The following is a 23904-nucleotide window of genomic DNA, read 5'->3' on the forward strand; positions in this document are numbered from 1 at the left end:
ACTATGACAACAGCAAAAATGAGCCTGGGCGCGTTTCTCATGAGCAGCGGCCACCACCTCGCCGCCTGGCGCCATCCGCGTGCCTGGGCCGGCGGCGGACTGGATTTCCAGCACTTCAAAAACCTCGCCACCACCGCCGAGCGCGGCAAGTTCGATGCTATATTTTTCGCCGACAACCTGGCCTTGATGGGCTCGCCGGAACTGGGCCAGTTCACCACCGCTGGCGATGTCTTCGATCCACTGGTGCTGCTCTCGGGTCTGGCAGCAGTGACCGAGCGTATCGGCCTGGTGTCGACGGTCTCTACCAGCTACAACGAACCCTATTTACTGGCGCGCAAGTTCGCCTCCCTCGATCACTTGAGCGGCGGGCGCAGTGGCTGGAATCTGGTGACCTCGGCGACCGATCTGGAAGCGCTGAATTTTGGCCGCGACAAGCATTTCGAACACGGCGACCGTTATCAGCGCGCTGAAGAGTTCATCGATGTTGTCACCGGCCTGTGGGACAGTTTCGAAGACGACGCTTTCATCCGCGACAAAACCAGCGGCGTGTTTTTCCAGCCGGACAAACTCCATGTACTCAATCACCACGGCGAAAACTACCGGGTGCGCGGGCCGCTGAACATTCCGCGCACGCCACAGGGTTACCCGGTGCTGATTCAGGCCGGCTCCTCGGAACCGGGCAAGGCCTTGGCCGCGCGCACCGCTGAAGTGGTGTTCACCGCACAACAGCCCCTGAGCAACGCCCAAGCCTTTTACGCCGACGTCAAAGGTCGCCTCGCCGGCTACGGCCGCCGTCCTGAGCAGTTGAAAGTCATGCCGGGGATTTCGCCGGTAATCGGCCGCACTCAAAGCGAGGCGGAAGATAAATACCAACAGCTACAGGATCTGGTCGAGCCACGGGTTGGACTGGCGATGCTCGCGGGCATGGCCGGTGGTTTCGACCTGTCCGAATATGACCTGGACGGCCCGTTGCCAGAGCTGCCGCAAAGCAATTCGATGCAAAGCCGTCAGGCCTTGTTCATCGATCTGGCGCGACGGGAAAACCTGACGATTCGCCAGTTGTACCTGAAAGTCGCCGGCGCGCGCGGCCATCACACCGTGATCGGCACGCCGAAAACCATCGCCGACACCCTTGAAGAATGGTTCGTCGGCCAGGCTGCCGACGGCTTCAACATCATGCCGCCGTTCCTGCCGGAAGGTCTGGATGACTTCGTTGACGGCGTAGTGCCGTTGCTGCAACAGCGCGGGTTGTTCCGCACTGAGTACAGCGGCAGCACGCTGCGGGATCATCTGGGATTGCAGCGGCCGGGCAATCGTTACCAGCGTTAAGCCGGTCGCTCACGTACCGAGAACACCGCCGCCACGAATGAAGCGGTGAACTCGGTACGCCACCGTTAGCCGAGACGATTACAACGAGATCGGCAATCCCCGTTCACCCTGTTCGTAAACAACATTGGCACGCCCCACCACCAACGGATCAAGCGAACCAATATTCTTCAAGTCTTTGCCCGCGTACGGCAACTTGTGCAGCACGTAACGCATGGCGCTGAGCCGTGCGCGTTTCTTGCAGTTGGACTTGATCACCGTCCATGGTGCATCGACCGTATCGGTGTGCGTGAACATGCCCTCTTTGGCTCTCGTGTAGTCATCCCACTTGTCCAGCGAAGCCAGATCGATGGGGCTGAGCTTCCACTGTTTGAGCGGATGTTTTTCGCGCTCTGCAAAACGCCGACGCTGTTCTTCCCGACTGACCGAAAACCAGAATTTGATCAGGTGAACGTTGTTGCGCGCCAGCATCCGTTCGAACTCGGGGGCCTGACGAATAAACTCGAGGTATTCATCGTCAGAGCAAAAACCCATGACGCGCTCGACGCCGGCGCGGTTGTACCAGCTGCGGTCAAACATCACGATCTCGCCCGCCGTCGGCAAGTGTTTTACATAGCGCTGGAAGTACCATTGGCCGCGCTCGACTTCGCTGGGTTTCTCCAGCGCGACAATCCGTGCACCGCGTGGATTCAAATGCTCCATGAACCGTTTGATCGAGCCACCCTTGCCGGCCGCATCGCGACCTTCAAACAACACCACTACTTTCTGCCCGGTCTCCTTGACCCAGGCCTGCAACTTGAGCAGCTCAACTTGCAGACGATATTTCTCGCGCTCGTAACTGCGCCGCGACAGCAAGTTTTTATAGGGATATCCACCCTTGCGCCAGTCAGGCGCTAATTGATCGTCCGGATGCAGCAGTCGTTGATCGGCCAGCAAACGGTTTTCCTCACTGACCAGCACGTTGCGCAACACCACCGCATCGTCGGGAGGCAGCCCCGCCATCAATGTGCACAGGGTTTTGATCAGCCCGTCGGTATCACCCTCGGGGATTTTTTGCAGAATGTCCTGCACCGCGGCCTCGGTTGCTGCCTGCCGCGCCTGAGTCTCTTCCTCGACAACAAAGCGCTCCAGTCGCGCAGCACTTTGTGTGGGAGCAACGTCACCGGCCTGACTACGCCGAGGACGCGGCGCCCGGCGAAGAGTTTTTGCAGCGGAGCCATTGCCGGTAGTGGGCGTGATCACGTCGACCATCGTATTTCCTTAAAAGACCAAAGATATTCCAACACGCCGCAAGCCCTGCTCTACTCCCTGCAAAAAGTCCTTTTGCAGGGAGGCAGCGAAAGACTGAGCGCGCTACGCCTGACCGAGCTGTTCCGGCGCTTTCACGCCTTTGTGGTATTCCTTGTAAACAATGACGTCGACGTTCAAATCCCCCAGATACTTTGCAATCAGCGGTTTGACCTCGCTCCAGTCCAGCGCGCCCACCCCCGTTGCCAAGCGCGGCAACGCGACACTTCTGATGTTTTCACTGACGATGTATTTCGCCAGATCGCGCAATGCGTGGCTGACGTTTTTCAATGTGGCTTTGCCGGGTTTGGCTGCATGCCCCGAATGCAGGGAATCCTGCGTCAGCAAGTTAACGATACAGCGCACATGACCCTGCTCATCAACACCGGCCCAGCACCAGATCTCTCCCGGCTTATGGGCCTTGGCGTGCGCGGCGTGACGGTAATCAACGACCAGCGACGGCCAGCGTTCACGCAAGGCGAGCGCCAGCCCGGAATCAAACGGATCGTGGGGCGCGATGCCATGCGCAATCACTTGGGCGTCGCTCAATAAAATATCGCCTTCAACTTCGCGAATCATAGGCATTGCCTCGTTAAATGATTAACCCGAGTTCAGCCACCCGGTCGGCGTTCTTACTTTCCTGTCATCAGCCTAGGCATGGGCCAAACCGCACAACTTGATCCAGATCAAGTTTCAACACGCCTGACATGGTTCCAGGCGTGTTGTTTAAAAAGCCTGCTTGTGTTGATCAAATCAATTAACGGAATACTGAATTTCATGGGTTTTCAGGAACGCCTGATTGCTCCCGCCAACCATTTGAGGCTTGGTAAACCCATTGATATTTATTGGAGAATGCAATGATAAGAAACATCAAGCTTTTGCCTCGAACCTTACTCAGCTTCGGCTTGCTGTGCTTACTGCTGATCGGATTGGGAGCCCAGTCTTTGTGGACGACAGACGAGTTGCAGGACGGCATAGACAGCCTGGCCAGCGATGCCATCCCCGGCATCAAGCAAGCCGATATGATCGAATTTGCCGCGTATAAGATGCGTGTCGGGATTCTGACTTATGCACTTAGCGACAAAAATGAAAAAGAAGTACTCGGTGAAAAACTCCGCGTACAAAAAGAAGAGTTACTCGACAGTGTCAAAGGATACGAGAAACTGGTCAACAGCCCGGAAGAGCGCAAAATTTTCGAATCCGTGGAAGCCAACGTTAATACCTACTTTGAAATAGTCGACGTTATTCTGGCGATGGACAAAACGACGCCATTAGAGATTTATCGCCATTACATCAACTTGGTCAGTGCCCCGGCCGCGTTAGCAGTACTGTCGTCTGCTGACAAACTCAACCGTTTCATGATCAGCGAAACTGAACACTCCACCGCCGTGTCTCGGCATTCGGCAGAGCGCGGTTACACGACGACGGTTGTCATCATCGGCGTGGCCCTGACCTTGGCCTTGGTCATCACGGTTTTCTTTACTAAAAGCCTGGTCACGCCCCTGCGCCAACTGCTGCTCGCCACGCAGAAGATCTCTTCAGGCGACTTGCGCGGCACGGTTGCGGTCACCGGTAAAGATGAATTGAGCGAACTGCAAACTGCGACGGCGATGATGCTTTGCAACCTCAAAGACACCATCCACCGCATCGCGGAGTCGTCCTCCGTGCTGGCGTCTTCGGCCGAAGAGATGAACGCCATCACTCGAGAATCCAACGAAGGCATCCAGCAACAACGTGTTGAAACCGAGCAGGCGGCGACCGCCGTTAACCAAATGACCACAGCGGTTGAAGAAGTCGCGCGCAATGCCGTGGCCGCGTCACACTCGACTCAACAATCCGAAAGCTCCGCCCACCGTGGCCTCGAACGCGTTGCCGAAACCATCACCTCGATTGAAAACCTCAGTTGCGCCGTGGAGAGCACCAGCGTGCAAATCCAGCATTTCGCCACGCAAACCCAAGGCATTGCCAAAGTACTGGATGTCATTCATGCCATTGCCGAACAAACCAATTTACTGGCATTGAATGCGGCCATCGAAGCCGCGCGAGCGGGCGAACAAGGGCGCGGCTTCGCGGTGGTGGCCGATGAGGTGCGGGCACTGGCGCATCGCACCCAAGTGTCGACGCTGGAAGTCGAGCAAATGATCGGCAGCGTCCAGGCCGGGTCAGAAAAAGCAGTGTCGTCGATGCATGAAACCAACAACGGCGCGATCGCCGCACTGGCGATCGCACGTGAAGCGGGACAGGAAATCTCGGAAATTACTCACGCGGTCTCAGAGATCAATGAGCGCAACTGTCTGATCGCCGCCGCGTCCGAACAGCAAGCGTGCGTGGCGAAATCGGTGGATCAGAATTTGATCACCATCCGAAACCTGTCGATGCAGAGCACCAGTGCTGCCGAGCAAATCTCGGTCGCAAGCAACGAGTTGTCGAAAATGGCGACTGAACTGAGTCGGGTGGTGGCGCGGTTTTCGCTCTGACGGTCTGGTAATCCCGGAGCATTTAACGATGGCTCCCTGAAATACCGATCCATTGGATCTTTCCTTGATCAGCCCGCGCCCTAGACTGGTTTCTTTCTCAGGACTCACCTGACAAGGAAACCCGTCCAGTGCGCGACTTTGATAACCAACCCGATTTAAGCGGCAACACGCTGCAACTGCGACCACTCGCCGACAGTGATTTTGAAGGCATGCTGCTGGCGGCGAGTGACCCGCTGATCTGGGCCGGCCACCCGGCCACGGATCGCTATCAACGACAGGTCTTCGCGCCCTACTTCGCCGCGCGCCTGGCCAGCGGCAAAGCTCTCGCCGTCATCGAGATTGCCTCCGGGCAGATCGTCGGCATGTCGAGCTACTACTCGCCGCCCGACCAGCCTGACGCAATCGCCATCGGTTACACCTTTCTGACGCGGGCGAAATGGGGCGGGCCGGCCAATCGCGAGCTTAAGCGATTGATGCTGGAGCATGCGTTCAAGGCGTATGACATCGTCTACTTCCACGTCGCGCCTAATAATCTTCGTTCGCAAAACGCCATGCTCAAGCTGGGCGCAAGGCATTTGTATGACGCCGAACTGGATCTTTCCGGTGTGCCTGCGCTATGCAAGTGCTATGGGCTTTACAGAGGGCAATGGGACTAGCCCGCGCCTTGCCAACCAACGACGGCTGATCACGGTCAGCCGTTCTTCTCTGCTGCCTTTTCCAAACATATGAAATTCCAGAACCCAGCCTACAAACATATGAATTTTTATCGATGTTTCATCACGGAAAGCATCCACCGCACCAAACAGCGCCGCTGACGCCTTGAGAATCCGCTGACCTTTTTCGGTCAAGCGAAAGCCGCCCTTGCCGCGCTCGCAAATCCGGTAGCCCAAACGTTTTTCCAGACTGGAAATATGCGTGCTGATGTTCGACTGACTCATGTTCAGCTCAGCTTGCGCAGCGGTGAAACCAGCGCACTTAACCACGATGGCGAAAATCCGCAGCAGGCGTAAATCCATGTCCGTAATGTTTCTGATCACCGGGGTGTCCTGTTCAACGATTTCTTGCGACGTTGCGGGGATCAAGTTTCCATTGCGACGGGCGCCGTCGGCAAGCGTATTGAGGGCATAAGGACGCTGAGGCTCCCATGCCGCTCAAGAACCTCTCAAATCATTGCTTGTGCAAATCCCCCGGCTTCCACACTTTGTCGAAGAACGCTTTGGTCGGGCCGTACAGGCGCAGAATCACGAAATAGCCTTCGCCCGGCAGGGTTTTGATCCAGGTTTTACCGGCGCCGGGTGAGTCCGGGCCGAAATGCACATCGATCGAACCATCGGCATTGGCGACCGGTTTGTCCATGGTATTGATCGATGGAAACGGCTGGCCGTTGTCCAGGCCGGACGCGGTTATCGAGTCGTACGCGGTGACCGACCAGAACAATGCTGCGGGAATACCTTTGGGCAGGTTCAGCGTGTAGCTGTTGCTGCCGGAAAGGAATTCACCCTTGGCATCGACGAACGTGGCCGGGTACTTGGCGCCGACGTTTTCCATGTTCACGGCCATGCCCGGGCTGGCGGAATAGGCGTTGGTGAAGAAGCCGGTGCGCGGGTCGATGTAGTTGAACGTGTCGGCGGTAAACGTGGCGTTGCCGGGGAATACGTTCAGCCACTTGCGATCCGGGTACCACGTGCCGTTGGCGACAATCGTCTGCGGCGTGTAAGAGATCGCATGGCCGATCTTGCTGGCGGTTTTCGCCGCTTTGTCGAGCAGATCACGGCTGGCCTTGTCGGGCTGGAACGGCTTGCCCTTGATGATGCCCAGTGCGGCGAGCATTCCGCGCATTTCCATGTCCTGCGGGTCGACGTATTCGTGTTCGATAAACCGCGACAGCATGTCGAAAGCGCTGCCATCGGTGGGGTACAGCATGTTGACCGGGGTGTTCGAGGCGTTGGGGAACACCATCGCTTTGGCCGTGGCCTGTTTACCCAACGGATAGATACGGGTTTTCTCCATGACCGCGACCGGCGCATCGAGCTGTTTAGGATCTTTGAAGAAGCCACGCCAGAACACGAACACGCCGTACGTTCGCGAGCGATACGTCAGATAGCCCGGCGGTACCTCGCCCTTGAAATCCGGCGGCAGCACCAGGTACTTGGCGCCCTGCCCTTTGTCCGGCCCCGGCAGACCGACATCGCCACACCACTGGCGACCCTCAATCTGGCCCTCGGAGCAAATCGGCCGCTGGAAGAAGTCATCCAGAATGCCCTGCAAACCCGGCGGCACTTCGATCACCATCGGGCCGTCCTGCTTGAGATCCAGATAGCCCATGGCGTAGATCACGTCGGAGTTGGGCGTGGTCACGCGGGTCTTGGCGTTGAGGCGATCCTTCCAGATCGGCAGCACGTTGTAACCGGCGCCGAAAGCTTTCTCCGAGCCCTCTTTCATGGCGTACATGTTCAACGCCGGCAGAGCCCAGATGTACGACTGCACGGCGCGCTGGAAGAGCAATTCGTTTTGCAGCTGCGCCACGCCTTCGAGCGTCGGGTAACCGCCAGCGAACGGCAGGTCGGCCAATTGCTGGTAATGGCTGGCGGCCTGGGCGCTGGCGCTGATCGATACGGCCAGGCTCAGCGCTGTCAGTGATTTTGCTAACGTGTTCATCGTAAACGTCCTTGCGATCAATTGGCTTTGACAACAGCGGGCGGCACCCATTGGCCGTTCAGCGCAGCCGGCTCAGGCCAGTACGCGCGAATGTAGAGCGAGAAATCCGCACCTTTGGGCGTCGGCAGCCAGTTGGTTTCCTTGTCCTTGCCCGGCGAATCACTCTGCACGTAAATTGTTAGCGAGCCGTCAGCATTGGCTTGCAGGGATTTGTTTTTGGTGCCGATGGAATAGCGCTTGAGGTCGTTCGGCGAGAAGAAGTGCTGTTCGTTGTACAGGGTCAGCGACCAGAAGCCTTTGACCGGTGGCAGTTGCCCTTTGGCGAAGGTCACGGTGTAGCCGTTTTGCCCGTTGAGGCGCGTGCCGGTCTTGTCCAGATCCTGATAGAAGTACTTGGTTTCTTTCTGCTGGTTGACGAAGATATTCGAGCGCGCGACGGCGGTACGGCTGAAATAGTCAGTGCCGAACGCCGCGCCGTTGCTGATGGTGCTCCAGTGATCCGGCAATTGCAGGCCGTAGTTACGGAACTGCAACAGCGGGTCGATCACTTCGCTGTCGGTTTTTTTCGCTTCATCGATCATCGCGGCTTTGAGCTGAGGATCGGCCTTGGCAATGGCGGCCAGTGCGGCCATTTGTGCGTAGCGAACTTCTTCGCCCGGCAGCGGTTTGGCGTCCTTGAGCAGCGCGGGCAACTCGTCGAAGAATTTCTCCGGGATCACCCATTTGGTTTCGCCACTGCCGGCGGCCTGCGCCGGGAATTTCGGCAGTTTTGCCCAATCGCGGTGTTTGACCTTGCCGTCGAATTGCGACAGCGGGTACATGTCGACGCCCGACAACGATGGCTGAATGGCCGCACGGTCGGCGGCGCTATCGTCCTGGAACACCCGAGGAATCACGAAACCGGTGTTGGTGCGCGAGCGGAACACCTTAGTGATCCCGGCCGGGACTGCGCCCTTCCAGTCAGGGCCCACCAACAGATAGAAACCAGGTTTGGTGTCATACATTTTGCCAAGCTCGGCAAAGCTGTCGGAACGCAAATCCACCACTTGGTACACCCAGAAGCGACTACCGAAATCCGGCACCTGCAACACCACCGGTTCCAGATCCAGCGCGATGCTGCCCGCGCCGTAGACCACGTCCTGATTCGGGCACGCCACCAGGCGTTCGGCCGGATCGATGTAATCGCTAAGCATCGACAGTCGATTGATTGGCGCGACCGGAACAATGCCGCCCATCAAGCCAGGTTCAGGGAGATCCTTGAACGCTTGGCGACGGTTGAAAATATTGGCCATCGGCCAACCCCAGAAATACGCCTCACGGGCCATCATGCGCACGTATGGCTCGGTGACCTTGGTGTTGGCGACCGGGCCGCTGACGGAGCCTTCGCTCGCGAAACTTTGCGGGGCCAGAACACAGGTGGTGGCCAGCGCCCCCATCAGGGTCAGCGCGAACAGATTGAGGCGTTGCGACAGTTGATTCATAAAGCGTCCTTACTGGCGGGGATCACCCTTTGCAGGTGAGTCGCAGGAAAGATAGCGCAAGTCTGCCGAGGTGGTCACTGAATGTTTGGGCTGCGCGCAGCAGGCCCTGATCCGCAGCCCTCAACGTTTTGAAATGACACTTTTCATGTACTGATTCAAATCGCGAAAATCCTTAACACTCCAGGCATGCGGCGGCACCTTCACACCGTTCTCGCGCAACGTTCTCGGGATCAAATCACCGTTTGGCCGAAGGATGATCGACGACACAATGACGCCCGGGTAATCGCTCAGCCGTTGCTTGAAAGCGGCTGTTGTCAGATCCGGCGTCGGCGGATTGCTTTTATGCGCCAGCGGCCCTGTACCTTTGATATCAGCGCCGTGACACATCGCGCAGCGCTGCACGAAGAGGTTTTTTCCGTTGCTGTTGTCCGCCAGAGACGGCGATGTTTGAGCCAGCGATAAAGCGCTCAGCGCAGCGATGAAGACTGATTTCATGTCCATATGCTCGTGTTCCATCCATTGAATCTGTATCGAAGTAAACGCTACGCGCCTTGTTGACCTTCATAACGCCGCAGCTCGATCGCGTCTGCTTTCGCTGAAATAATTTTGCCAAATACCGTCTTGAAACCCGGTGCGGTGGCCAGCCTAAGGCTGTTCTTAACACTCAGTCCGCTAAAAGCGTGAAGTATTCGACGGTAAAGTAGCCGACCTGATAGATCAGGGTAAACAGCGCAAGAGTCAGCTGTACTCGACGCCGTTTCTGGGTAATACCAATCACCACGATACCGAGCATGATGACGGTGTGGGCGGTATACGCCGCTCCGAGCGTCTGCCAGCGGGCGTTGCCTTTGAGGGAGGTGTCGATTAGATCCATGGCCGTGATAAGCGCGATGAGCCCGAAGAACCAGGCACGTCGCTCCAGCAGGTAGTTTTCGTAGCTGCCGAACTCCCTCACGTCTGACGGAAACAGCATCGTCGACACCATGAAATAAAGGGCGCAATAGCAGACAATGAAAAAGTAGGACTCGAACGTCCACACCGGCACCTGCGTAAGACGAAACTCCCACCACCAGAACGTCATGATTGAAATGAGCGCCCAGACCACCCAGCTCATGTGTATCCACGACCATCCAAATTGGCGCGGGTGTTCGATGATCGAAGCGATTCCCTTAAGCAACGTCGTTATACCCAGCCCGAGGATGATGCTGAGGACAATGCGGATATGCGAGTAAATCTGGTCTGGGGTCATCTCACTGCGCCGGATTTCAAAAGGCTCTACGTGACTTGATCATTGATTTCCGGGGTTTCCAGGAAATAAACCACTCAGGTCAGGTTCCGCCTGTACCAATGGGTTGCAATCGCAAGTCTTTGATCGCTGCTGCACGACGATCACAATGGCCTGAACGGTCTTAGCGTAGGTGGACATCAACGATGTATGCGGCTTTTTGCAGATAATTTTGTCATCCATCCAATCTGAAGTCCCCTGGACACACAAACCACAGAGCGCTAGCGTCAGCTCATTCAACTCAAGAGCCGCGCCATGGACGTCATTGCCAACTATTCAAACAACCACCACCGACACGCGGTAATAGCGTTATGGGAAACCGTCTTCGGTTACGAAACCGCCCATAACACTCCCAGCCTCACCATCGACAAAAAACTCGCCGTCGCCGATGAGCTGTTTTTCGTGGCTGTAAGAGATGAAGAAGCCATCGGCACGGTTATGGGCGGGTACGATGGCCACCGCGGTTGGTTGTACTCGGTGGCGGTGCACCCCGCACATCGTCGAGAAGGCTTGGGAGCCAAACTGGTTCGTCACGCCGAGGACGCGCTGATTGCGCGCGGTTGCATGAAGATTAATCTGCAGATCATCAGCGCCAATGCGAGCGTGGCGGCTTTTTATGAAGCGTTGGGTTATTCGATCGAACCGCGCATCAGCATGGGCAAGAAGATTGAAGCGAATATCGTGATGCCAGGGATTCAGGGCTGACCCGCCTGAAACCGTTTACGCAGCAGATTGATCACCAACAGCACACTCGCCGCCATCCCTTGCGAGCCGCACATCAGTCCAAGAATGTGATCGTCAAACAGCCACCAGGCGAACGCGCCGAAGAACAGCGTCAGCAACAGCCCAAACACCAATAACGTCAAATGCCGCACGCTCGGAATGTCTTCCAGCACGTCAGCAAAAATGCTCCAGCAGGCCCATTGCATAAACAGCAACAGCGTCACCCACGGCAGTGTCTGTAAAAAAGCGCTCGGCGGCAGCGAAGTGACAAAGCTGAACGGCACGGCGAAGACCAAAAACAGTGTTGCGGCGATCGTCGTGCAGGTGGGCACGGTATAGGCCGGCAAGGCGATGTCCAGTTGCATCAACTTGAGTGCTTGCAGTCGAGTGATCAATTCTCGCGTTCCTGCGGGTCGTACTGGCCGAGTCCGGTGGCCGATTCAGTGACTATAGATCAGAAGTCGAATGCCACACGAGGCCGCGATCGGCAGGCGCGACCGTGCCCGGCGGATGGCCGGCACGTGTATCGATCGCCGCTGTTTTTAGGGTTTACCTGATGTTTCTGGTTTCCGTGGGCCGCTAACGTGGGTGCGTAGCTAACCTACCCCACCCTCGGCCAATCGCGGGCCATGGAAACTGTCAATTTATACTGGACCTCTAAAAAAATGATGATCAGACGCATACGGCTAAGCGCACGCGCCACCCTTTGCTTTGGGGTGATCAGCCTCTTGTTGATGTGCTTGGGCGGTGTGTCCGCCTGGAAAATGTCGGCCATTGGCGCGCAGGCGAAAAGGCTGGAAGTCGACTGGCTGCCGAGCATTCAGGCGTCTGCGTTAATAAAGTCGACCGCCTACAACGTCCGCCTTGCGCTGACAAACTTTATTGTTCAAGGGGCGAACGATAACGGCGAGTCCCGCGCCAAAGTCATCGAGTTGGAGAACAAACTCGATGAAGTGACCCGTAACTACGACCCCAATGTTTCTTCGCCGGCCGAGCGCGAAAAATACGAGAAAGTCCAGGCGCTGGTAAAAAACTACCACGACAAAGTCGAAGTCTTGCTGGCGCAGGCGGACAAGCAATCCCAGGCAGACTCCTTTGCCTATATACGCAGCGTCACCGCTCCTTTAGCGGTGGATTTGATGGACGGTATCGATACGTTGGCCGGCGTTAACACCGCTGGCGCTGCCACATCGGGCGTCGCCGCGCGCGCTGCGTTTGAGAGCGGTCAGATGTGGGTGATCGCGATCATCATTATTGGCTTGGCACTCACGGTGTCGATCGCCATTTTCTTTACCCGCAGCATCGTATTGCCGATGCAGGCACTGCTGAACGTCAATCAGAAAATTGCCGAAGGCGATCTGCGCGGCAACGTGGAAGTGTCAGGCGCGGATGAACTCACGGCGCTGCAACAGTCAGCCGCGACCATGCTGAGCAACCTCAAAAGCACGATCAATCACATCTCCGAATCCTCTTCGTTGCTGGCCTCGGCGGCTGAAGAAATGAGTGCGATCACCGAAGAGTCGAAAAGCGGCATACAACGCCAGAACGTCGAGACCGAACAAGCAGCAACGGCCGTCAACGAGATGACCGTGGCGGTGGAAGATGTTGCGCGCAATGCCGTGTCGGCCTCCAAGTCCACTCAGCAATCCGGCACAGCCGCGCAGACCGGTCTGGATCGGGTATCGCAGACCATTTCGTCGATTGAGAACCTCGCCGGTGCGGTCGGTCAGACGAGCAACGACCTTGAGCAATTGGCACAGCAAACCCAAGGCATCAGAAAGGTGCTGGACGTGATCCGGGCGATTGCCGAGCAGACCAATCTGCTGGCCTTGAACGCCGCGATTGAAGCCGCGCGCGCGGGCGAACAAGGCCGGGGTTTTGCCGTGGTCGCCGATGAAGTCAGAGCCTTGGCTCACCGCACACAGGAATCGACTCAAGAAATCGAGCAAATGATGAGCGGCATCCTCGCCGGCTCGGACAAATCCGTGTTGTCGATGCAGCAGAGCAGCGCCGAAGCCATCAGAACCCTGGAAATTGCCCGTCAGGCAGGTCAGGCGATCCGCGATATCTCCGCTGCGGTGGCTGACATCAACGAACGCAACCTGTTGATCGCCACGGCGTCCGAGCAACAGGCACACGTTGCCCGATCCGTAGATCAGAATTTGATGAGCATCAAGGATTTGTCGATTCAAAGCACATCGGCGGCTGATCAAACGTCGATTGCCAGCAATGAACTGTCGAAGCTGGCGATCGGATTGAGCAAAGTGGTATCGCGGTTTACGGTTTAATCAGCGCGTTTTTCGAAGGTGCGCGGTTGCTCTTCCTTAACCGTCAGCCATGCACCCCAGAATAAACTGCTGAAAAAACGCGTCGCCTGAGCAAAACCCGCCTCCTGCAACAACGCCTGAACCGCCGCCTCAGAGTGCGGCGGATCAGCACCCTGAAGAATTTTCCCCAGTTTTGCTTGCACCTCATCGGCGCTCGCGCCCTGCTGCCGCCAGCGCTGCCCCCATGCCTCCAGCAATAACGGTTGGCTGGCGTAAGCGTAATGATTGCCGGCCACAATCAGCGGTGCGCCGGGTTTGAGCCGAGCCTCAATCGATCGCAAAATTTCGCGTTTGGCCTCGTCGCCATCCAGGTGATGCAGCACACCGATGAGCGTGGCCGCGTCGAAGGATTCGTCCTCCGGCAAATCATCGACATGACCAAGATGAATCTCGGTTCTGTGCAGCACATCGTTTGCCTGTAGCTGTTGCACGGCGGCGTCCAGCATCGGCTCGGAAGGATCGACCGCAGTGAAACTCCAGTCCGGCTCCAGTGCCGCCATCGCGATGATTTCCTGCGCCGTACCGCCAGCGCCGACCACCAGAATTTTCGCCGGCCGTGACTGCCCGAGACTCGCAGCCAGCATGCACGCCGCCAGATCATGGCAGGCGTCATAACCGGCCAAAGCGATGCGGCTTTGCTTCGCGTATTCATTGGCGCGGGAGTTGTCGAATTTTTCAGCTGAGGATAATTTCACTGGCAGGTCTCCATGTCCTTTTTCAGCAAATTACGCCGGCCAGTGTGACAAGAGAAATTCAATGATTTCATGCACTGCATTCCCAACGGGAATGCAGTGTTCAAACGTTAAGACCAGAACCCTTTATGTGGCTCGGCCGCCTCCCCCTCCAGCATCGGCCCGAACACACTGACCTTGCGCTGCCCCTTGGCAAACACTTCGCGGCACGGCAGCGAGAACGTCGGGTTCTCCGGATGGTCACCCGTCAGTCCCAATAACGCGTGCTCCGACAACGCATAAACCACCCGCCCGATGCCCGTCCAATACACCGCGCCAGCGCACATGCAGCAAGGTTCGGCGCTGGTGTACAGCGTGCACAGTTCCAGCTCTTGCGGCGTCAGCAACTTGGCCGCCGCAGCCGCCGCAACCAGTTCCGCATGCTGGGTCGGATCGCCTTCCGGCGGCATCGAGTTGTTCCCCGCTTCGACGATCACTTTGCCGTTGCGGTCGGCGACCAACGCAGCAAACGGGTGGCGGCCACGCTGTTTCGAGGCCTCGGACAAGGCGATGGTCTGGCGCAGCAACGCCAGATCGAGATCGCTGACGCCTGCTGGAATGAGCTGAGTGAATTGATTCATGGGTAACTCCTGGGCAGTGGAAAACAAAAGTCAGTCGGCCAATTCAGCCGATGCAGCGCCGATGGTTTCGGTCGATTTTTTTTCATTGTTGAGCAGAATATTGAGCACGATGGCGGTGATCGCACCGAGGAAAATGCCGCTGTCGAGCACCAGTTTCAGCGTTGGGCCGACGTGCTCGAACAGCGCCGGAAAGGACATCGGCAGCACGCCGACACTCACCGACACGGCGACGATGATGCCGTTGCGAGTGCCCTCGAATTGCACCCGCGACAGCTCCTGAATACCGGCCACCGTGGTCATGCCGAACATCACGATCGCGCAGCCACCGAGCACCGGTGTCGGCACCGCCGCGATCAACGCGCCGAGCTTCGGGAACAAGCCCATCAGCACCATGATTGCCCCGGCCGCCGCGACGACGAAGCGGCTCTTCACGTTGGAAAGCGCAATCAAACCGGTGTTTTGCGTGAAGGCGTTGTACGGAAAACTGTTGAACAAGCCGCCGAGCATGGTCGACAAACCATCGGCGCGGAACGCGTTGCCGAGGGTCTGCTGTGTGGTTGGTTTGCCGGTCAATTTGCCGATCGCCAGGCAGTTGCCGGTGGTCTCGGCCATGATCACCAGCATCGCCAGAGTCATGATCAGAATCGGCACCGGCGAAAATTCCGGCGCACCAAATGCCATCGGCGCACTCAGCTCAAACCACGCCGCTTCGCTCACCCGACTGAAGTGGGTCATGCCGCACGCCGCCGCGATCAGGCTGCCGGCGAACAAGCCGATCAGCACGCTGAGGTTGCCGAGGAATCCCTTGAATTTGGCGTAGATCACCAGCGTCACGCTGACCGTGGCCAGGCCCAGCAACAGATTGGCGGGGTTGCCGAAATCCGCTGAATCAGGATTGCCACCGCCCAACCAGATCGCCGCCGCTGGCATCAGCGAGATACCGATAATGGTGATCAAACTGCCAATCACCACCGGCGGAAAGAAGCGCAGCAGTCGGCTGAACACCGGCGCCAGCGCGATGGTAATAAATCCCGCCGCGATCACCGCACCGAATATCTGACTTAGCCCGAACTCCTTGCCGATCATGATCATCGGCGCCAGCGCAATAAACGAGCAGCCCTGAATCAGCGGCAAACGCGCGCCGAATTTCCAGAAGCCCAAAGTCTGAATCAACGTCGCCACACCGGAGGTCAGCAGGTTGGCGTTGATCAGCAACACGACCTGCGCCGAGGTCAGCCCCATTGCGCTGCCGAGAATCAGCGGCACCGCCACCGCCCCCGCGTACATCACCAAAACATGCTGCAAGCCAAACGTGAACAACTGTCGCAGCGGCAAAACCTCGTCCACCGGATGAATGCGTTGTGTGGTCATTTCACACGCTCCTGAAGGTGCGGCATCTGTTGAGATCGCGGGCATTCTCAGGGGCGTTTGAAGGGTAGAACCGCCCCGGAGATCGTTTGACGCGGGGCCATAGTTGAACGTTTATAGCGATGAAACAAATTAGCAACCATCGCTTTTTTCGATGGCGCGAACGCGGCGAAATCGGTTATTGATGACGCAGTTTCACCCCTCTTCTTCGACCCGGGAGTTCACCGCTTGCGCTTCTCACTCGATCAACTGTTGATGTTCGTCCAAGTGGTCAAAAGCGGTTCGTTCTCCGCCGCCGGGCGCAAACTCGGCAAGACCCAATCGACCATCAGCGCGGCGATTGCCAACCTCGAAACCGATCTCGGCGTTGACCTGTTCGACCGCAGCAACCGCAGCCCCACCCTCACCGCCAGCGGCCACAAACTGCTGATCCAGGCCGAAGCCGTGCTCGAACGTTGCATGACCTTCGAAGCCCACGCCGACTGCCTCTCGGACAACGTCGAACCCAGCCTGACGCTGGCAATCGAAACACCGTACGGCCCGATCATGCCGGTACTCAAAGCCTTCGAGCAGACCTTCCCCTTCGTTGACCTGATCATCCGCCACCCGGTGCACGGCGACGTCAGCGAACTGGTCAGCAGCGGCCAAGCCGTACTCGGCGTCGCCTTCTCCCAACCGGGCTACCCTGAGGAACTGGCGTTCCAGCAACTGGGCAAACTGATCATGCTGCACGTCTGCCACCCGGATCACCCGCTGGCGCAACTTGACAACGTCACCTTCGACGACCTGCACGTCCACCGCCGCCTCGCCTTCAGCGCCCACGCGAGCAAACTGCCGAGCAGCGAATACCTGCGCTCGACGCAGTTGTGGCAAGCGGAAAGTTATCTGGCACTCCTGGAAATGGTGCGCGCCGGACTCGGCTGGGCCACCCTGCCCCGGCAGCTGATTCAACGTGAACTGGCCAAAGGTGAATTGGTCGAGTTGCAGCTCACGGCGTATCCGCATACGGACTGGCAGATTGGCGTGGATTTGCTCTGGGCGCGGCAACGTCCGCTGGGCAAAGCGGAGCGTTGGCTGAAGGAGAAATTGCAGGGGAACAAGGTGTATGAGCTGGATCGGAATGGGCAGATTACGACGCTTTGACGGGGTTGTTAGTGCGGCTGAGTAGGAGTGTGTTTAACGTTTTTCGCGTTGTGTTTAAGGACACTTGGCGTTACGCCCGAAAGGCTACAACACCTTGCGCCTTTGCCTACGACTACGCCAGAATCCGCCGGCTTGTGCGCTTTGCGGGCCACCGTTAACTTGATTCGCGTCACTGATTCGCAGTGATCGGGTTTAGTAGCCCGTGGTAAATGAAAGTGCACAAACGTCGTCAGAAAGGTATTCGCGTACCTGCACTTGATGGCGGCTGTGTGTAGGGCGCCTTCGGGCGCGCCGGCTTTCTTCTTTTCCCCGGTCTACTAACCTGCGCACAGCTGCCACCCCCTGTTTAGTAGCTCGGAGTGGCGGCCACACAAATGGAAAATGAAGAACATGTTCAAGATAACGCCGAACCCTCCAGACACTGATCCAACCTCTCCGTACGAATCACTCGATTCCAGAAAAATGCACGACGCGGCTGAACGTGCGCTCGATCATTACCTCAACCCGACTGCGGCGATCATGGCTGCGCCGTATCAGGCGAGTACGATGTTTTTGGTGAATCCGGAAACGGACACCGAGTCATTACTGGTTAACGCATCCGAATCACTGGCCTCAGCTTCCATCATGCTGGGTGATGTTGCGGGGTTGGTAGATGGCCCGATTCGCAGGACGTTGCTGGGCATTGCGCAGGTGGTGATGCTTGGAGAATTGGCGGTGAATCGGGCGTTGGACAGGGTTGAAGTTACGGACTGAGTAACCCGTTCAGTGGCGACTTGCCGTCGCCACTTCAAGCCTTTTTAGCCGTGATACCGATCGTCATTTGAGTTCATACAGTCAAGCTACACATCCAACGTCTTCGACATGATGATCGTGCGCTCGGACTCGTGAAATGCGTCTCGGATTTTTATAAAGCCTAGCGAAGCATAAAAGCCCTCAGCCGTGATCGAAGAAGGGACACGCAGCAGGTTGCGCCCTTCAGCAATGGCGCTTGATTGAATGCTTTTCATCAGCTGTCTCCCGATGCCCTTCCCTTGATAAGCCGGCTCGACAAACACACTTCGCACAACGTCCTGATCAAGACTGGCCGTTGCAACAATACGATGTTCGAGTAGGGCGACGAACACCTGACGCTGCGTCATCAAACAGAGGATCGCTTGTGGAGAAAAGCTCAGCTCCACTTGGTTGATGATTTCGGCTGAATAGTCCTGAGCATTGGACTCGCGAAGGGTGCCAATGATGACTTGGCTGATGGCGGCAGCGTCCGCTTTCATTGCGATTCGGATCAGGCACTCCATTCAAGCAATTCCTTCCGTGATGTCTTGAGACTTGGGAGTATCCCTCCCATTGCCCATATTCGCCACGTAGTTGCGTAAAAGCCAAAACCAAGCACTAACATCTGCGAATGACGGGGAACTATTGACGTCCACCAATAGACTGAGGTGCTATTGCGACCATAATGCAACCGTCGCAAGCAAACAGATTTCTACAATAAATGGAGCACACAATGGGCCGTGCACGCGATGAGTTTGAATTTTGGTGGGGTACGTCCGGGTCGTGGGTGGAACCACCGAATGTGCGCCGGAGCGGCACTAGCGGCGTCCAACTGATCGTTCACGATAACAGGACGTTCTTCGTGAAGCGTCAGACCGGCCACCTGTTTCGTAGCCTCCGCTACCCCACTGGCCGGCCCACCGCACTGCGTGAAGGTATTGCCCTTTCCAGGCTCGAGGAACTGGGCGTGAACGCACCAAGACCGGTGTTTTACGGTGCGAGAAAAGTCCAAGGCACTTGGCAAGGTGTTTTAGTTACCGAAGACCTCGGTGGCTTCATCGATCTGGATACCTGGTATAGCCAAGGCGCTGCAAGCATGTTGACGACAGAGCAGCATCAGCGACTTTTTGAACGTTTAGCGCAAATGCTGGCGCGGATGCACTCAGGCAAATGGCAGCACGGTTGCATGCGTTCCAAGCACATCTTTATCAAGGCATCGATTACCGACGCAGACTTCGACTTCGAACTGGCGTTGCTCGACCTGGAAAAATCTCGCGGTCGCGCCACGGCCATGGGCGCAGCGCGTCACGACATTCCTCAACTCAGACGGCATTCTTTCTGGGATGAGTCGCAGTGGCAGCATTTCCTTTCCTACTACGAGCAAGCCATCGGCAGAACCATGTGAGCAGGCGTGTTTGTAGCGTTCAGCAGGCGAACCCATTGCAACTCTCGTCGGGGTTACAACAACCTTAAGGACAAGGTTCACTTTGGCCGAAAGAAAACCTGGCAGCTAAATGAGGCTGTCAGCGACTGGCTGCTTCCGGCCAAAAGCAGACGTTCAAAAAACAGAATTTGTGTACTATTCTCACCAGTATTCCCCTGCCGAGTGCAGCGAGGCTTGTTGCCACGTCACTGGACTTTTGCCATACAGGAGTTCTCGGCAATTGTTCCGCACTACCCAAGGTTCGATATGCTAGCAGTGGCAATTGACGTTTGGCGTTTGGCGTTTGGCGTTTGGCGTTTGGCGTTTGGCGTTTGTCGGCTCAAGTCGCGATCTGGTAGTCGTCAATAACACCTACGACGCTTTAATAATTAATTCGAGCACGAAGAAATCAAAACATGCTACAAATGAAACTCAGCACGCTTGAGGAAAAATCAAAAAAAATAGTTTTTTCAGTGATAGCGTTTCTGCTCTTTGGTGCATGGTTTTATTATGCTGGCTGGGCTTCTAGTATTTCAGCGCGAACAGTTTTAATGCCTGAAATCCCCGAGTGGACGACATACCTGTTGATCGGTTCTATTAGTGGGCTTACCGCCGTAACTGGCACACTATACCGGCGTCCTGGTGGCAAAATAGCAAAACGAACTTTAGACTCTTTTATTGGTTGGTTTTGCTTAGGGTTTGGCTTGTCTGTCAATATTTATGCGACCGCCGCCTATCTTCTGCCTGGCAAGATTATTAGTTATGAGTCTTCATATGAAATAACCTACCCTGGGCCTTCCATCGGAAGATTTAGTCATTGCGAGGCAGGTCTGTGGATCGAAGATACAAATACGCACCGCAGAATTGAGCTCTGCACGAATAAAATGCACTTAGAGGAAAATATAAAGCAGGGTATGAAGACCGTTTGGGTGAGTGCCCGCGCAAACAAAATAGGTAGCTACATTGTCAGCTATACATTTATCTATAAGTAGATCCACTAGGTTCGACATTTTTTTCGCGAACAAAAGATTAAGCGACAGCTATGGCCGATTTCTGACTTTCGTCAACTTCAGCTTTGGGTCGAAAACGGACATTTACGAATGTCTGCTTATGGCCGGTAGCGGCCACTCATCAACGAGCGCTTGTGTCACAGAAGATCATCTTGAAACTCGTAATAGGCACTCCGTCGATCTTCAAAACTCGCACTACGAATCTGACGGCTTACGCGATAAACGGTACCCCTACCCGGCAATTGCTTGACTCAGATTAATGCACGGACGAATGCGCATTGACCTGCTCAGGTCGGGCCAACAAACTTTCCTGCTCATTTGAAAAGTTTGAGGTGAGTTCGATGCGCAAATCATTATCGGTTGCAGCATTAAGTCTGTTTGTTGCTCATTACGCCGTCGCCGGTGAAACCACCAACACAGCATTGGGCGGAGGGCTCGGTGGTGCGCTTGGAAGTGTTGTCGGTCAATCGGTCGGGGGAAGCACTGGCGCGTTAATCGGTGCCGGGGTTGGCGGTGCAACCGGGGGTGCAATCAGTGCAAAAAGCGGCAAGAAAACTGAAGCGGCGATTGGCGGCGGTATCGGCGCCGCTGGTGGCCAGGTCGTTGGCGCCAGTCTGGGCGGATCAACTGGCGGTCTGATCGGCGCGGGATTGGGCGGCGCCGCCGGCGGTGCAGTGGGCAATAACCTGGCTGACGATAACGACCATCACTCCGGCCATGACCACAAGCACAAGAATAAACACGGTCACAAACATTGAGACTGTGCGTCTGCTTTTCTCTGCCAACAGCCTGTCGCGACGCTTCGATAAAATTTGAACCGCTTCAGAACGCACTCGCCTAATGATCAGCTTGTGAGTATTCCCACAGGCAATGTGCCAATACCGGCATGCTCCGAGAGGTGATCAACGTGGCTAAAGACGAGAAGAAAAGCAAAGGTGAAGCTTCCAAGGCCAGCAAGGACTTGAAGGACAAGAAGTCGTCACCGGAAAAGAAATCAACGGCAGCCTCAGCGCTTTCGAAATCTTCCGATAAGAAAGACAAGAAAAAAGACGCCGAACCGAAAAAAGCCGATAAGAAGGCCGATAAGAAAGCCACCAAGAAAGCTGATAGCAAGCCTGAAAAGGCCAAGAAATCAGAGAAGGCCGACAAACCGGCGAAGAAGAAAAAGTAACCTCTGCTATCGGCTAGGGCGCTACGCCCTAGCCTCTTCTCTTCTTACAAATCTTTGTTGATGTCTGGTGGCAGCGGGCAGAGGAACATTCTCTTCAATCGATCTCGACCCAATGCGCGCGTCAGTTCTGAAAAGACGCAATACACGAAGATCAAAGTAATCAGCAGAATCTGCACTGCCCAGAATTGAGGCCAGTTCATCGAAGTCCACAACGTGGCGTTCGCGTCCATGAAGCTGTGTGCCTCTTTCCAGAACTCATACAGCCGCTCCAGATAATGAACGACCAGCGCCACCAGCGCGTACATGAGCGTTTTCCAGGTGACGTTCCAGATCAGTGGCTTTTCCGGAAAGCGATTAATGAACGGCAGCATGTCCGCGACCAGCACGGATTTGCCGAGCACCAGCGACGCGATCAGGATTGACGTGGAGACCGGCATCGAAACGCCTGTGCCCTTCATCATCAACGTACGGATGAGGGCGACGATGTGCAGAATAATGAAGAAAAATACGGTCGGCGGAATGGCCTTCATGACTTCGTGCTTGATCGTGTGGAGTACGGCTTTCATATCGATCCCCTGAGCGCGTGATCGAACGAGCTTGGTCGAAAACACGAGGCTTGACGAAATGGGAGCCCGAACACCATTCGAACAGGGATTGATATCGGGTCACGAAGAATGAGAGTGAGCTATCTTGTCGGCCTGCTGATTCACTTAATAGCCCAGGGAAGCCAATGCTCAGTTCGCTCATATCAAATGGTCAGGTACAAACGCCTGAACAATTAGAACTGACGGTGCCTTGGTGGAGCTTCACCAAAACAGTTTTGGCGGCGACAGCCCTGTCGCTGGTACGAGATGGGCTGACTACGTTAGACGAGCCAGTGACTGATCAGCCTTTCACGCTGCGTCAGCTTCTGCGGCATGAAGCAGGTCTGGCCGATTACGGCGATCTTGCGGAGTATCACGCAGCCGTCAGGAATGACGAATCGGCCTGGTCGCCAGATGAAATGATGCAACGGCTTGACGCTGCTCGACTTCGACACAGTCCCGGAACCGGTTGGCGTTATTCAAATGTCGGTTATTTGCTTATCGGCAGGCTAATTCAGCGGCTAACAGATCTGACGCTTGAAGAGGCGGTGCTACAGCGGGCGATTTCACCACTGGGTCTGTCGAATGTTCGCTTCGCTAAAACGCGCGCAGACTTACAAACGACTCACCTTGGAAGCACCTTGAATTACGACCCTGCCTGGGTTTATCACGGTCTGCTGACTCGGACCGGTTTCGCAAGCAGCGCTATTTCTGGATCGCCTCCTCAGCACTGACTTGCTCTCCTCGAATTTGCGCCAGGCAATGCAGGCCGCGCGAACATTGGGCGGCCCGATACCCGGGCGCCCATGGATCACTCCGGGCTACGGCCTTGGGGTGATGCAGGGCACGATTGGCGGCGGGCATTCCCTCTGCGGGCACACCGGTTGCGGGCCGGGCAGTGTTATCGCTGTCTATCGTGTTCGTGAGGGCGATGCATCAGCGTGTTGCGCTGTTTTTGAGCGAGGTGCCAGTGAGGGGGCTATCGAGGCCAAGGTCGTTGAACAGTTGATGCAAGCGCTGCCGCATGTCTAATTCTTTACGGCATCAACGGCAAGTCGTGGTACATCCTCTCGATCACATCCTGCTCTGAGGGCCACAAGAGTTTTCGATTTCTTTAGCCAGCGTCAATACCCTTTGGCCAAACGCTTTTGCCAATCGCCACCCTGAGCGTTTTCGCACTCCTGCTCAGAATCAAAGCGAACATTGCGATCTGTCAGTTTCAGCTCAATACCCGCTTCATTCAGCGCAATAGCCGTCAGTGCGAAGATCTGTGCTTTTGCGTCAACCTCGGCGAGCTTTCTGTCGGCCAGGGTTTCGAACACCCAGATGATTTTCAGTGTTTCAGCCAGTGCATTCAGATCAGCCGTGTGAGTGAGCCAGGTAAAGCCTTTGATTTCACTTTTTGCCGTTTCGCACGCTTCGGTCAGCGTGGTGATCAGCCGGCGCTCGATGCGCGCCAGTTCACGTTTTCCTGCGGGCATTGCAAGTTCCTTGGCAGATCATTAAAGGGGCGTAAGCGCACTCTGGCATTTTCGGCTGAACACCGCCATCCAGACCA

The 23904-nt window shown here is 56.2% G+C and carries 25 protein-coding genes and 2 pseudogenes; 13 read left to right on the forward strand and 14 right to left on the reverse strand.

Annotation, left to right across the window (positions count from 1 at the left end; translation table 11 throughout):
- Nucleotides 1-3 precede the first annotated feature (3 nt).
- The gene (locus tag ACZZ0D_RS12075) at nucleotides 4-1329 is read left to right on the forward strand and encodes an LLM class flavin-dependent oxidoreductase (protein ID WP_463553354.1); all 1326 of its coding nucleotides are present in this window, start codon (nucleotides 4-6) and stop codon (nucleotides 1327-1329) included.
- A 78-nt stretch (nucleotides 1330-1407) separates the two neighbouring features.
- Here ACZZ0D_RS12075 and ppk2 read toward each other — a convergent pair whose 3' ends face one another.
- Together ppk2 and ACZZ0D_RS12085 are read right to left on the reverse strand one after the other, a co-directional pair.
- Nucleotides 1408-2577: a polyphosphate kinase 2 gene (gene ppk2, locus ACZZ0D_RS12080; RefSeq protein WP_400748735.1), complete on the reverse strand. Its 1170-nt coding sequence runs from the start codon at nucleotides 2575-2577 to the stop codon at nucleotides 1408-1410.
- A 102-nt stretch (nucleotides 2578-2679) separates the two neighbouring features.
- Complete coding sequence (locus tag ACZZ0D_RS12085; protein WP_463553355.1) at nucleotides 2680-3192, reverse strand: macro domain-containing protein; 513 nt, start codon at nucleotides 3190-3192, stop codon at nucleotides 2680-2682.
- A gap of 78 nt (nucleotides 3193-3270) precedes the next feature.
- Between ACZZ0D_RS12085 and ACZZ0D_RS12090 the strand changes: the two genes are divergently transcribed.
- The 3 genes from ACZZ0D_RS12090 (at nucleotide 3271) to ACZZ0D_RS12100 (ending at nucleotide 5746) form a co-directional block, all read left to right on the forward strand.
- Nucleotides 3271-3474, forward strand: a complete 204-nt coding sequence (locus ACZZ0D_RS12090) for a hypothetical protein (RefSeq protein WP_463553356.1) — start codon at nucleotides 3271-3273, stop codon at nucleotides 3472-3474.
- A complete protein-coding gene (locus ACZZ0D_RS12095; RefSeq protein WP_463553357.1) occupies nucleotides 3471-5090 on the forward strand; it encodes a methyl-accepting chemotaxis protein in 1620 nt (539 codons plus the stop codon). The genes ACZZ0D_RS12090 and ACZZ0D_RS12095 overlap by 4 nt, the downstream gene beginning before the upstream one ends.
- Nucleotides 5091-5218: 128 nt before the next feature.
- Entirely contained in the window at nucleotides 5219-5746 is a 528-nt protein-coding gene (locus ACZZ0D_RS12100) for a GNAT family N-acetyltransferase (RefSeq protein WP_463553358.1), read from the forward strand.
- 87 nt (nucleotides 5747-5833) lie between these two features.
- Here ACZZ0D_RS12100 and ACZZ0D_RS12105 read toward each other — a convergent pair.
- The 5 genes and pseudogenes from ACZZ0D_RS12105 to ACZZ0D_RS12125 all read right to left on the reverse strand — a co-directional run.
- A pseudogene (locus tag ACZZ0D_RS12105) lies at nucleotides 5834-6127 on the reverse strand (LysR family transcriptional regulator); the annotation flags it as partial.
- 130 nt (nucleotides 6128-6257) lie between these two features.
- Nucleotides 6258-7748, reverse strand: coding sequence for a DUF1254 domain-containing protein (locus ACZZ0D_RS12110; RefSeq protein ID WP_463553359.1), 1491 nt, complete (start codon nucleotides 7746-7748; stop codon nucleotides 6258-6260).
- Between the two features lie 17 nt (nucleotides 7749-7765).
- Entirely contained in the window at nucleotides 7766-9229 is a 1464-nt protein-coding gene (locus ACZZ0D_RS12115) for a DUF1254 domain-containing protein (RefSeq protein ID WP_463553360.1), read from the reverse strand.
- A gap of 120 nt (nucleotides 9230-9349) precedes the next feature.
- On the reverse strand, nucleotides 9350-9724 hold the full coding sequence (locus tag ACZZ0D_RS12120; protein WP_463553361.1) for a cytochrome c: 375 nt from the start codon (nucleotides 9722-9724) through the stop codon (nucleotides 9350-9352).
- A gap of 169 nt (nucleotides 9725-9893) precedes the next feature.
- A complete protein-coding gene (locus ACZZ0D_RS12125; RefSeq protein ID WP_463553362.1) occupies nucleotides 9894-10478 on the reverse strand; it encodes a hypothetical protein in 585 nt (194 codons plus the stop codon).
- 291 nt (nucleotides 10479-10769) lie between these two features.
- Here ACZZ0D_RS12125 and ACZZ0D_RS12130 point away from each other — a divergent pair, with 291 nt between their 5' ends.
- Nucleotides 10770-11219, forward strand: coding sequence for a GNAT family acetyltransferase (locus tag ACZZ0D_RS12130; protein ID WP_463553363.1), 450 nt, complete (start codon nucleotides 10770-10772; stop codon nucleotides 11217-11219).
- Here the strand turns inward: ACZZ0D_RS12130 and ACZZ0D_RS12135 are convergent.
- Entirely contained in the window at nucleotides 11210-11632 is a 423-nt protein-coding gene (locus ACZZ0D_RS12135; RefSeq protein ID WP_463553364.1) for a hypothetical protein, read from the reverse strand. The genes ACZZ0D_RS12130 and ACZZ0D_RS12135 overlap by 10 nt on opposite strands.
- A 270-nt stretch (nucleotides 11633-11902) precedes the next feature.
- On the opposite strand from ACZZ0D_RS12135, the gene ACZZ0D_RS12140 reads away from it, so the two are divergent.
- Nucleotides 11903-13525: a methyl-accepting chemotaxis protein gene (locus ACZZ0D_RS12140; RefSeq protein ID WP_463553365.1), complete on the forward strand. Its 1623-nt coding sequence runs from the start codon at nucleotides 11903-11905 to the stop codon at nucleotides 13523-13525.
- On the opposite strand, the gene ACZZ0D_RS12145 is transcribed toward ACZZ0D_RS12140, so the two are convergent.
- The 3 genes from ACZZ0D_RS12145 to ACZZ0D_RS12155 all read right to left on the reverse strand — a co-directional run bounded on the left by ACZZ0D_RS12145 (nucleotide 13522) and on the right by ACZZ0D_RS12155 (nucleotide 16247).
- A complete protein-coding gene (locus ACZZ0D_RS12145; RefSeq protein ID WP_463553366.1) occupies nucleotides 13522-14259 on the reverse strand; it encodes a class I SAM-dependent methyltransferase in 738 nt (245 codons plus the stop codon). The genes ACZZ0D_RS12140 and ACZZ0D_RS12145 overlap by 4 nt on opposite strands.
- A 107-nt stretch (nucleotides 14260-14366) precedes the next feature.
- Entirely contained in the window at nucleotides 14367-14876 is a 510-nt protein-coding gene (locus ACZZ0D_RS12150) for a nucleoside deaminase (RefSeq protein WP_282353458.1), read from the reverse strand.
- 30 nt (nucleotides 14877-14906) lie between these two features.
- Nucleotides 14907-16247, reverse strand: coding sequence for a nucleobase:cation symporter-2 family protein (locus ACZZ0D_RS12155; protein WP_463553367.1), 1341 nt, complete (start codon nucleotides 16245-16247; stop codon nucleotides 14907-14909).
- A gap of 225 nt (nucleotides 16248-16472) precedes the next feature.
- Here ACZZ0D_RS12155 and ACZZ0D_RS12160 point away from each other — a divergent pair, with 225 nt between their 5' ends.
- Together ACZZ0D_RS12160 and ACZZ0D_RS12165 are read left to right on the forward strand one after the other, a co-directional pair.
- Nucleotides 16473-17387 (forward strand): LysR family transcriptional regulator, encoded by a 915-nt coding sequence (locus ACZZ0D_RS12160; RefSeq protein ID WP_282353463.1) that lies wholly within the window; start codon nucleotides 16473-16475, stop codon nucleotides 17385-17387.
- 390 nt (nucleotides 17388-17777) lie between these two features.
- A complete protein-coding gene (locus ACZZ0D_RS12165) occupies nucleotides 17778-18140 on the forward strand; it encodes a DUF6124 family protein (RefSeq protein ID WP_053119610.1) in 363 nt (120 codons plus the stop codon).
- Between the two features lie 86 nt (nucleotides 18141-18226).
- Here the strand turns inward: ACZZ0D_RS12165 and ACZZ0D_RS12170 are convergent, their stop codons facing one another.
- Complete coding sequence (locus ACZZ0D_RS12170) at nucleotides 18227-18682, reverse strand: GNAT family N-acetyltransferase (protein WP_463553368.1); 456 nt, start codon at nucleotides 18680-18682, stop codon at nucleotides 18227-18229.
- 209 nt (nucleotides 18683-18891) lie between these two features.
- On the opposite strand from ACZZ0D_RS12170, the gene ACZZ0D_RS12175 reads away from it, so the two are divergent.
- The 4 genes from ACZZ0D_RS12175 to ACZZ0D_RS12190 all read left to right on the forward strand — a co-directional run bounded on the left by ACZZ0D_RS12175 (nucleotide 18892) and on the right by ACZZ0D_RS12190 (nucleotide 21762).
- The gene (locus ACZZ0D_RS12175; protein ID WP_212546055.1) at nucleotides 18892-19563 is read left to right on the forward strand and encodes a lipopolysaccharide kinase InaA family protein; all 672 of its coding nucleotides are present in this window, start codon (nucleotides 18892-18894) and stop codon (nucleotides 19561-19563) included.
- 434 nt (nucleotides 19564-19997) lie between these two features.
- Nucleotides 19998-20573, forward strand: a complete 576-nt coding sequence (locus tag ACZZ0D_RS12180; RefSeq protein ID WP_463553369.1) for a hypothetical protein — start codon at nucleotides 19998-20000, stop codon at nucleotides 20571-20573.
- A gap of 359 nt (nucleotides 20574-20932) precedes the next feature.
- Complete coding sequence (locus tag ACZZ0D_RS12185; RefSeq protein ID WP_463553370.1) at nucleotides 20933-21349, forward strand: glycine zipper domain-containing protein; 417 nt, start codon at nucleotides 20933-20935, stop codon at nucleotides 21347-21349.
- A gap of 140 nt (nucleotides 21350-21489) precedes the next feature.
- Nucleotides 21490-21762: a hypothetical protein gene (locus tag ACZZ0D_RS12190; protein ID WP_463554802.1), complete on the forward strand. Its 273-nt coding sequence runs from the start codon at nucleotides 21490-21492 to the stop codon at nucleotides 21760-21762.
- Nucleotides 21763-21806: 44 nt separating this feature from the next.
- Here the strand turns inward: ACZZ0D_RS12190 and ACZZ0D_RS12195 are convergent, their stop codons facing one another.
- Nucleotides 21807-22328, reverse strand: a complete 522-nt coding sequence (locus tag ACZZ0D_RS12195) for a hypothetical protein (protein ID WP_463553371.1) — start codon at nucleotides 22326-22328, stop codon at nucleotides 21807-21809.
- A gap of 164 nt (nucleotides 22329-22492) precedes the next feature.
- Here ACZZ0D_RS12195 and ACZZ0D_RS12200 point away from each other — a divergent pair.
- Nucleotides 22493-23378, forward strand: a pseudogene (locus tag ACZZ0D_RS12200) (serine hydrolase domain-containing protein).
- Nucleotides 23379-23470: 92 nt separating this feature from the next.
- Here ACZZ0D_RS12200 and ACZZ0D_RS12205 read toward each other — a convergent pair.
- Nucleotides 23471-23827, reverse strand: a complete 357-nt coding sequence (locus ACZZ0D_RS12205; RefSeq protein WP_463553372.1) for a hypothetical protein — start codon at nucleotides 23825-23827, stop codon at nucleotides 23471-23473.
- Nucleotides 23828-23904 lie beyond the last annotated feature (77 nt).

This window comes from Pseudomonas sp. AC193, assembly GCF_979258075.1.

Bases quoted from the DNA above. Each gene is read 5' to 3' on its own strand.
- ACZZ0D_RS12170 (WP_463553368.1), bottom strand. From the start codon at position 18,682: ATGGAGTGCCTGATCCGAATCGCAATGAAAGCGGACGCTGCCGCCATC.
- ACZZ0D_RS12165 (WP_053119610.1), top strand. From the start codon at position 17,778: ATGTTCAAGATAACGCCGAACCCTCCAGACACTGATCCAACCTCTCCG.
- ACZZ0D_RS12140 (WP_463553365.1), top strand. From the start codon at position 11,903: ATGATGATCAGACGCATACGGCTAAGCGCACGCGCCACCCTTTGCTTT.
- ACZZ0D_RS12185 (WP_463553370.1), top strand. From the start codon at position 20,933: ATGCGCAAATCATTATCGGTTGCAGCATTAAGTCTGTTTGTTGCTCAT.
- ppk2 (WP_400748735.1), bottom strand. From the start codon at position 2,577: ATGGTCGACGTGATCACGCCCACTACCGGCAATGGCTCCGCTGCAAAA.
- ACZZ0D_RS12155 (WP_463553367.1), bottom strand. From the start codon at position 16,247: ATGACCACACAACGCATTCATCCGGTGGACGAGGTTTTGCCGCTGCGA.
- ACZZ0D_RS12095 (WP_463553357.1), top strand. From the start codon at position 3,471: ATGATAAGAAACATCAAGCTTTTGCCTCGAACCTTACTCAGCTTCGGC.
- ACZZ0D_RS12085 (WP_463553355.1), bottom strand. From the start codon at position 3,192: ATGATTCGCGAAGTTGAAGGCGATATTTTATTGAGCGACGCCCAAGTG.
- ACZZ0D_RS12115 (WP_463553360.1), bottom strand. From the start codon at position 9,229: ATGAATCAACTGTCGCAACGCCTCAATCTGTTCGCGCTGACCCTGATG.
- ACZZ0D_RS12175 (WP_212546055.1), top strand. From the start codon at position 18,892: ATGGGCCGTGCACGCGATGAGTTTGAATTTTGGTGGGGTACGTCCGGG.
- ACZZ0D_RS12150 (WP_282353458.1), bottom strand. From the start codon at position 14,876: ATGAATCAATTCACTCAGCTCATTCCAGCAGGCGTCAGCGATCTCGAT.
- ACZZ0D_RS12125 (WP_463553362.1), bottom strand. From the start codon at position 10,478: ATGACCCCAGACCAGATTTACTCGCATATCCGCATTGTCCTCAGCATC.
- ACZZ0D_RS12090 (WP_463553356.1), top strand. From the start codon at position 3,271: ATGGGCCAAACCGCACAACTTGATCCAGATCAAGTTTCAACACGCCTG.
- ACZZ0D_RS12195 (WP_463553371.1), bottom strand. From the start codon at position 22,328: ATGAAAGCCGTACTCCACACGATCAAGCACGAAGTCATGAAGGCCATT.
- ACZZ0D_RS12120 (WP_463553361.1), bottom strand. From the start codon at position 9,724: ATGAAATCAGTCTTCATCGCTGCGCTGAGCGCTTTATCGCTGGCTCAA.
- ACZZ0D_RS12075 (WP_463553354.1), top strand. From the start codon at position 4: ATGACAACAGCAAAAATGAGCCTGGGCGCGTTTCTCATGAGCAGCGGC.
- ACZZ0D_RS12130 (WP_463553363.1), top strand. From the start codon at position 10,770: ATGGACGTCATTGCCAACTATTCAAACAACCACCACCGACACGCGGTA.
- ACZZ0D_RS12180 (WP_463553369.1), top strand. From the start codon at position 19,998: ATGCTACAAATGAAACTCAGCACGCTTGAGGAAAAATCAAAAAAAATA.
- ACZZ0D_RS12110 (WP_463553359.1), bottom strand. From the start codon at position 7,748: ATGAACACGTTAGCAAAATCACTGACAGCGCTGAGCCTGGCCGTATCG.
- ACZZ0D_RS12205 (WP_463553372.1), bottom strand. From the start codon at position 23,827: ATGCCCGCAGGAAAACGTGAACTGGCGCGCATCGAGCGCCGGCTGATC.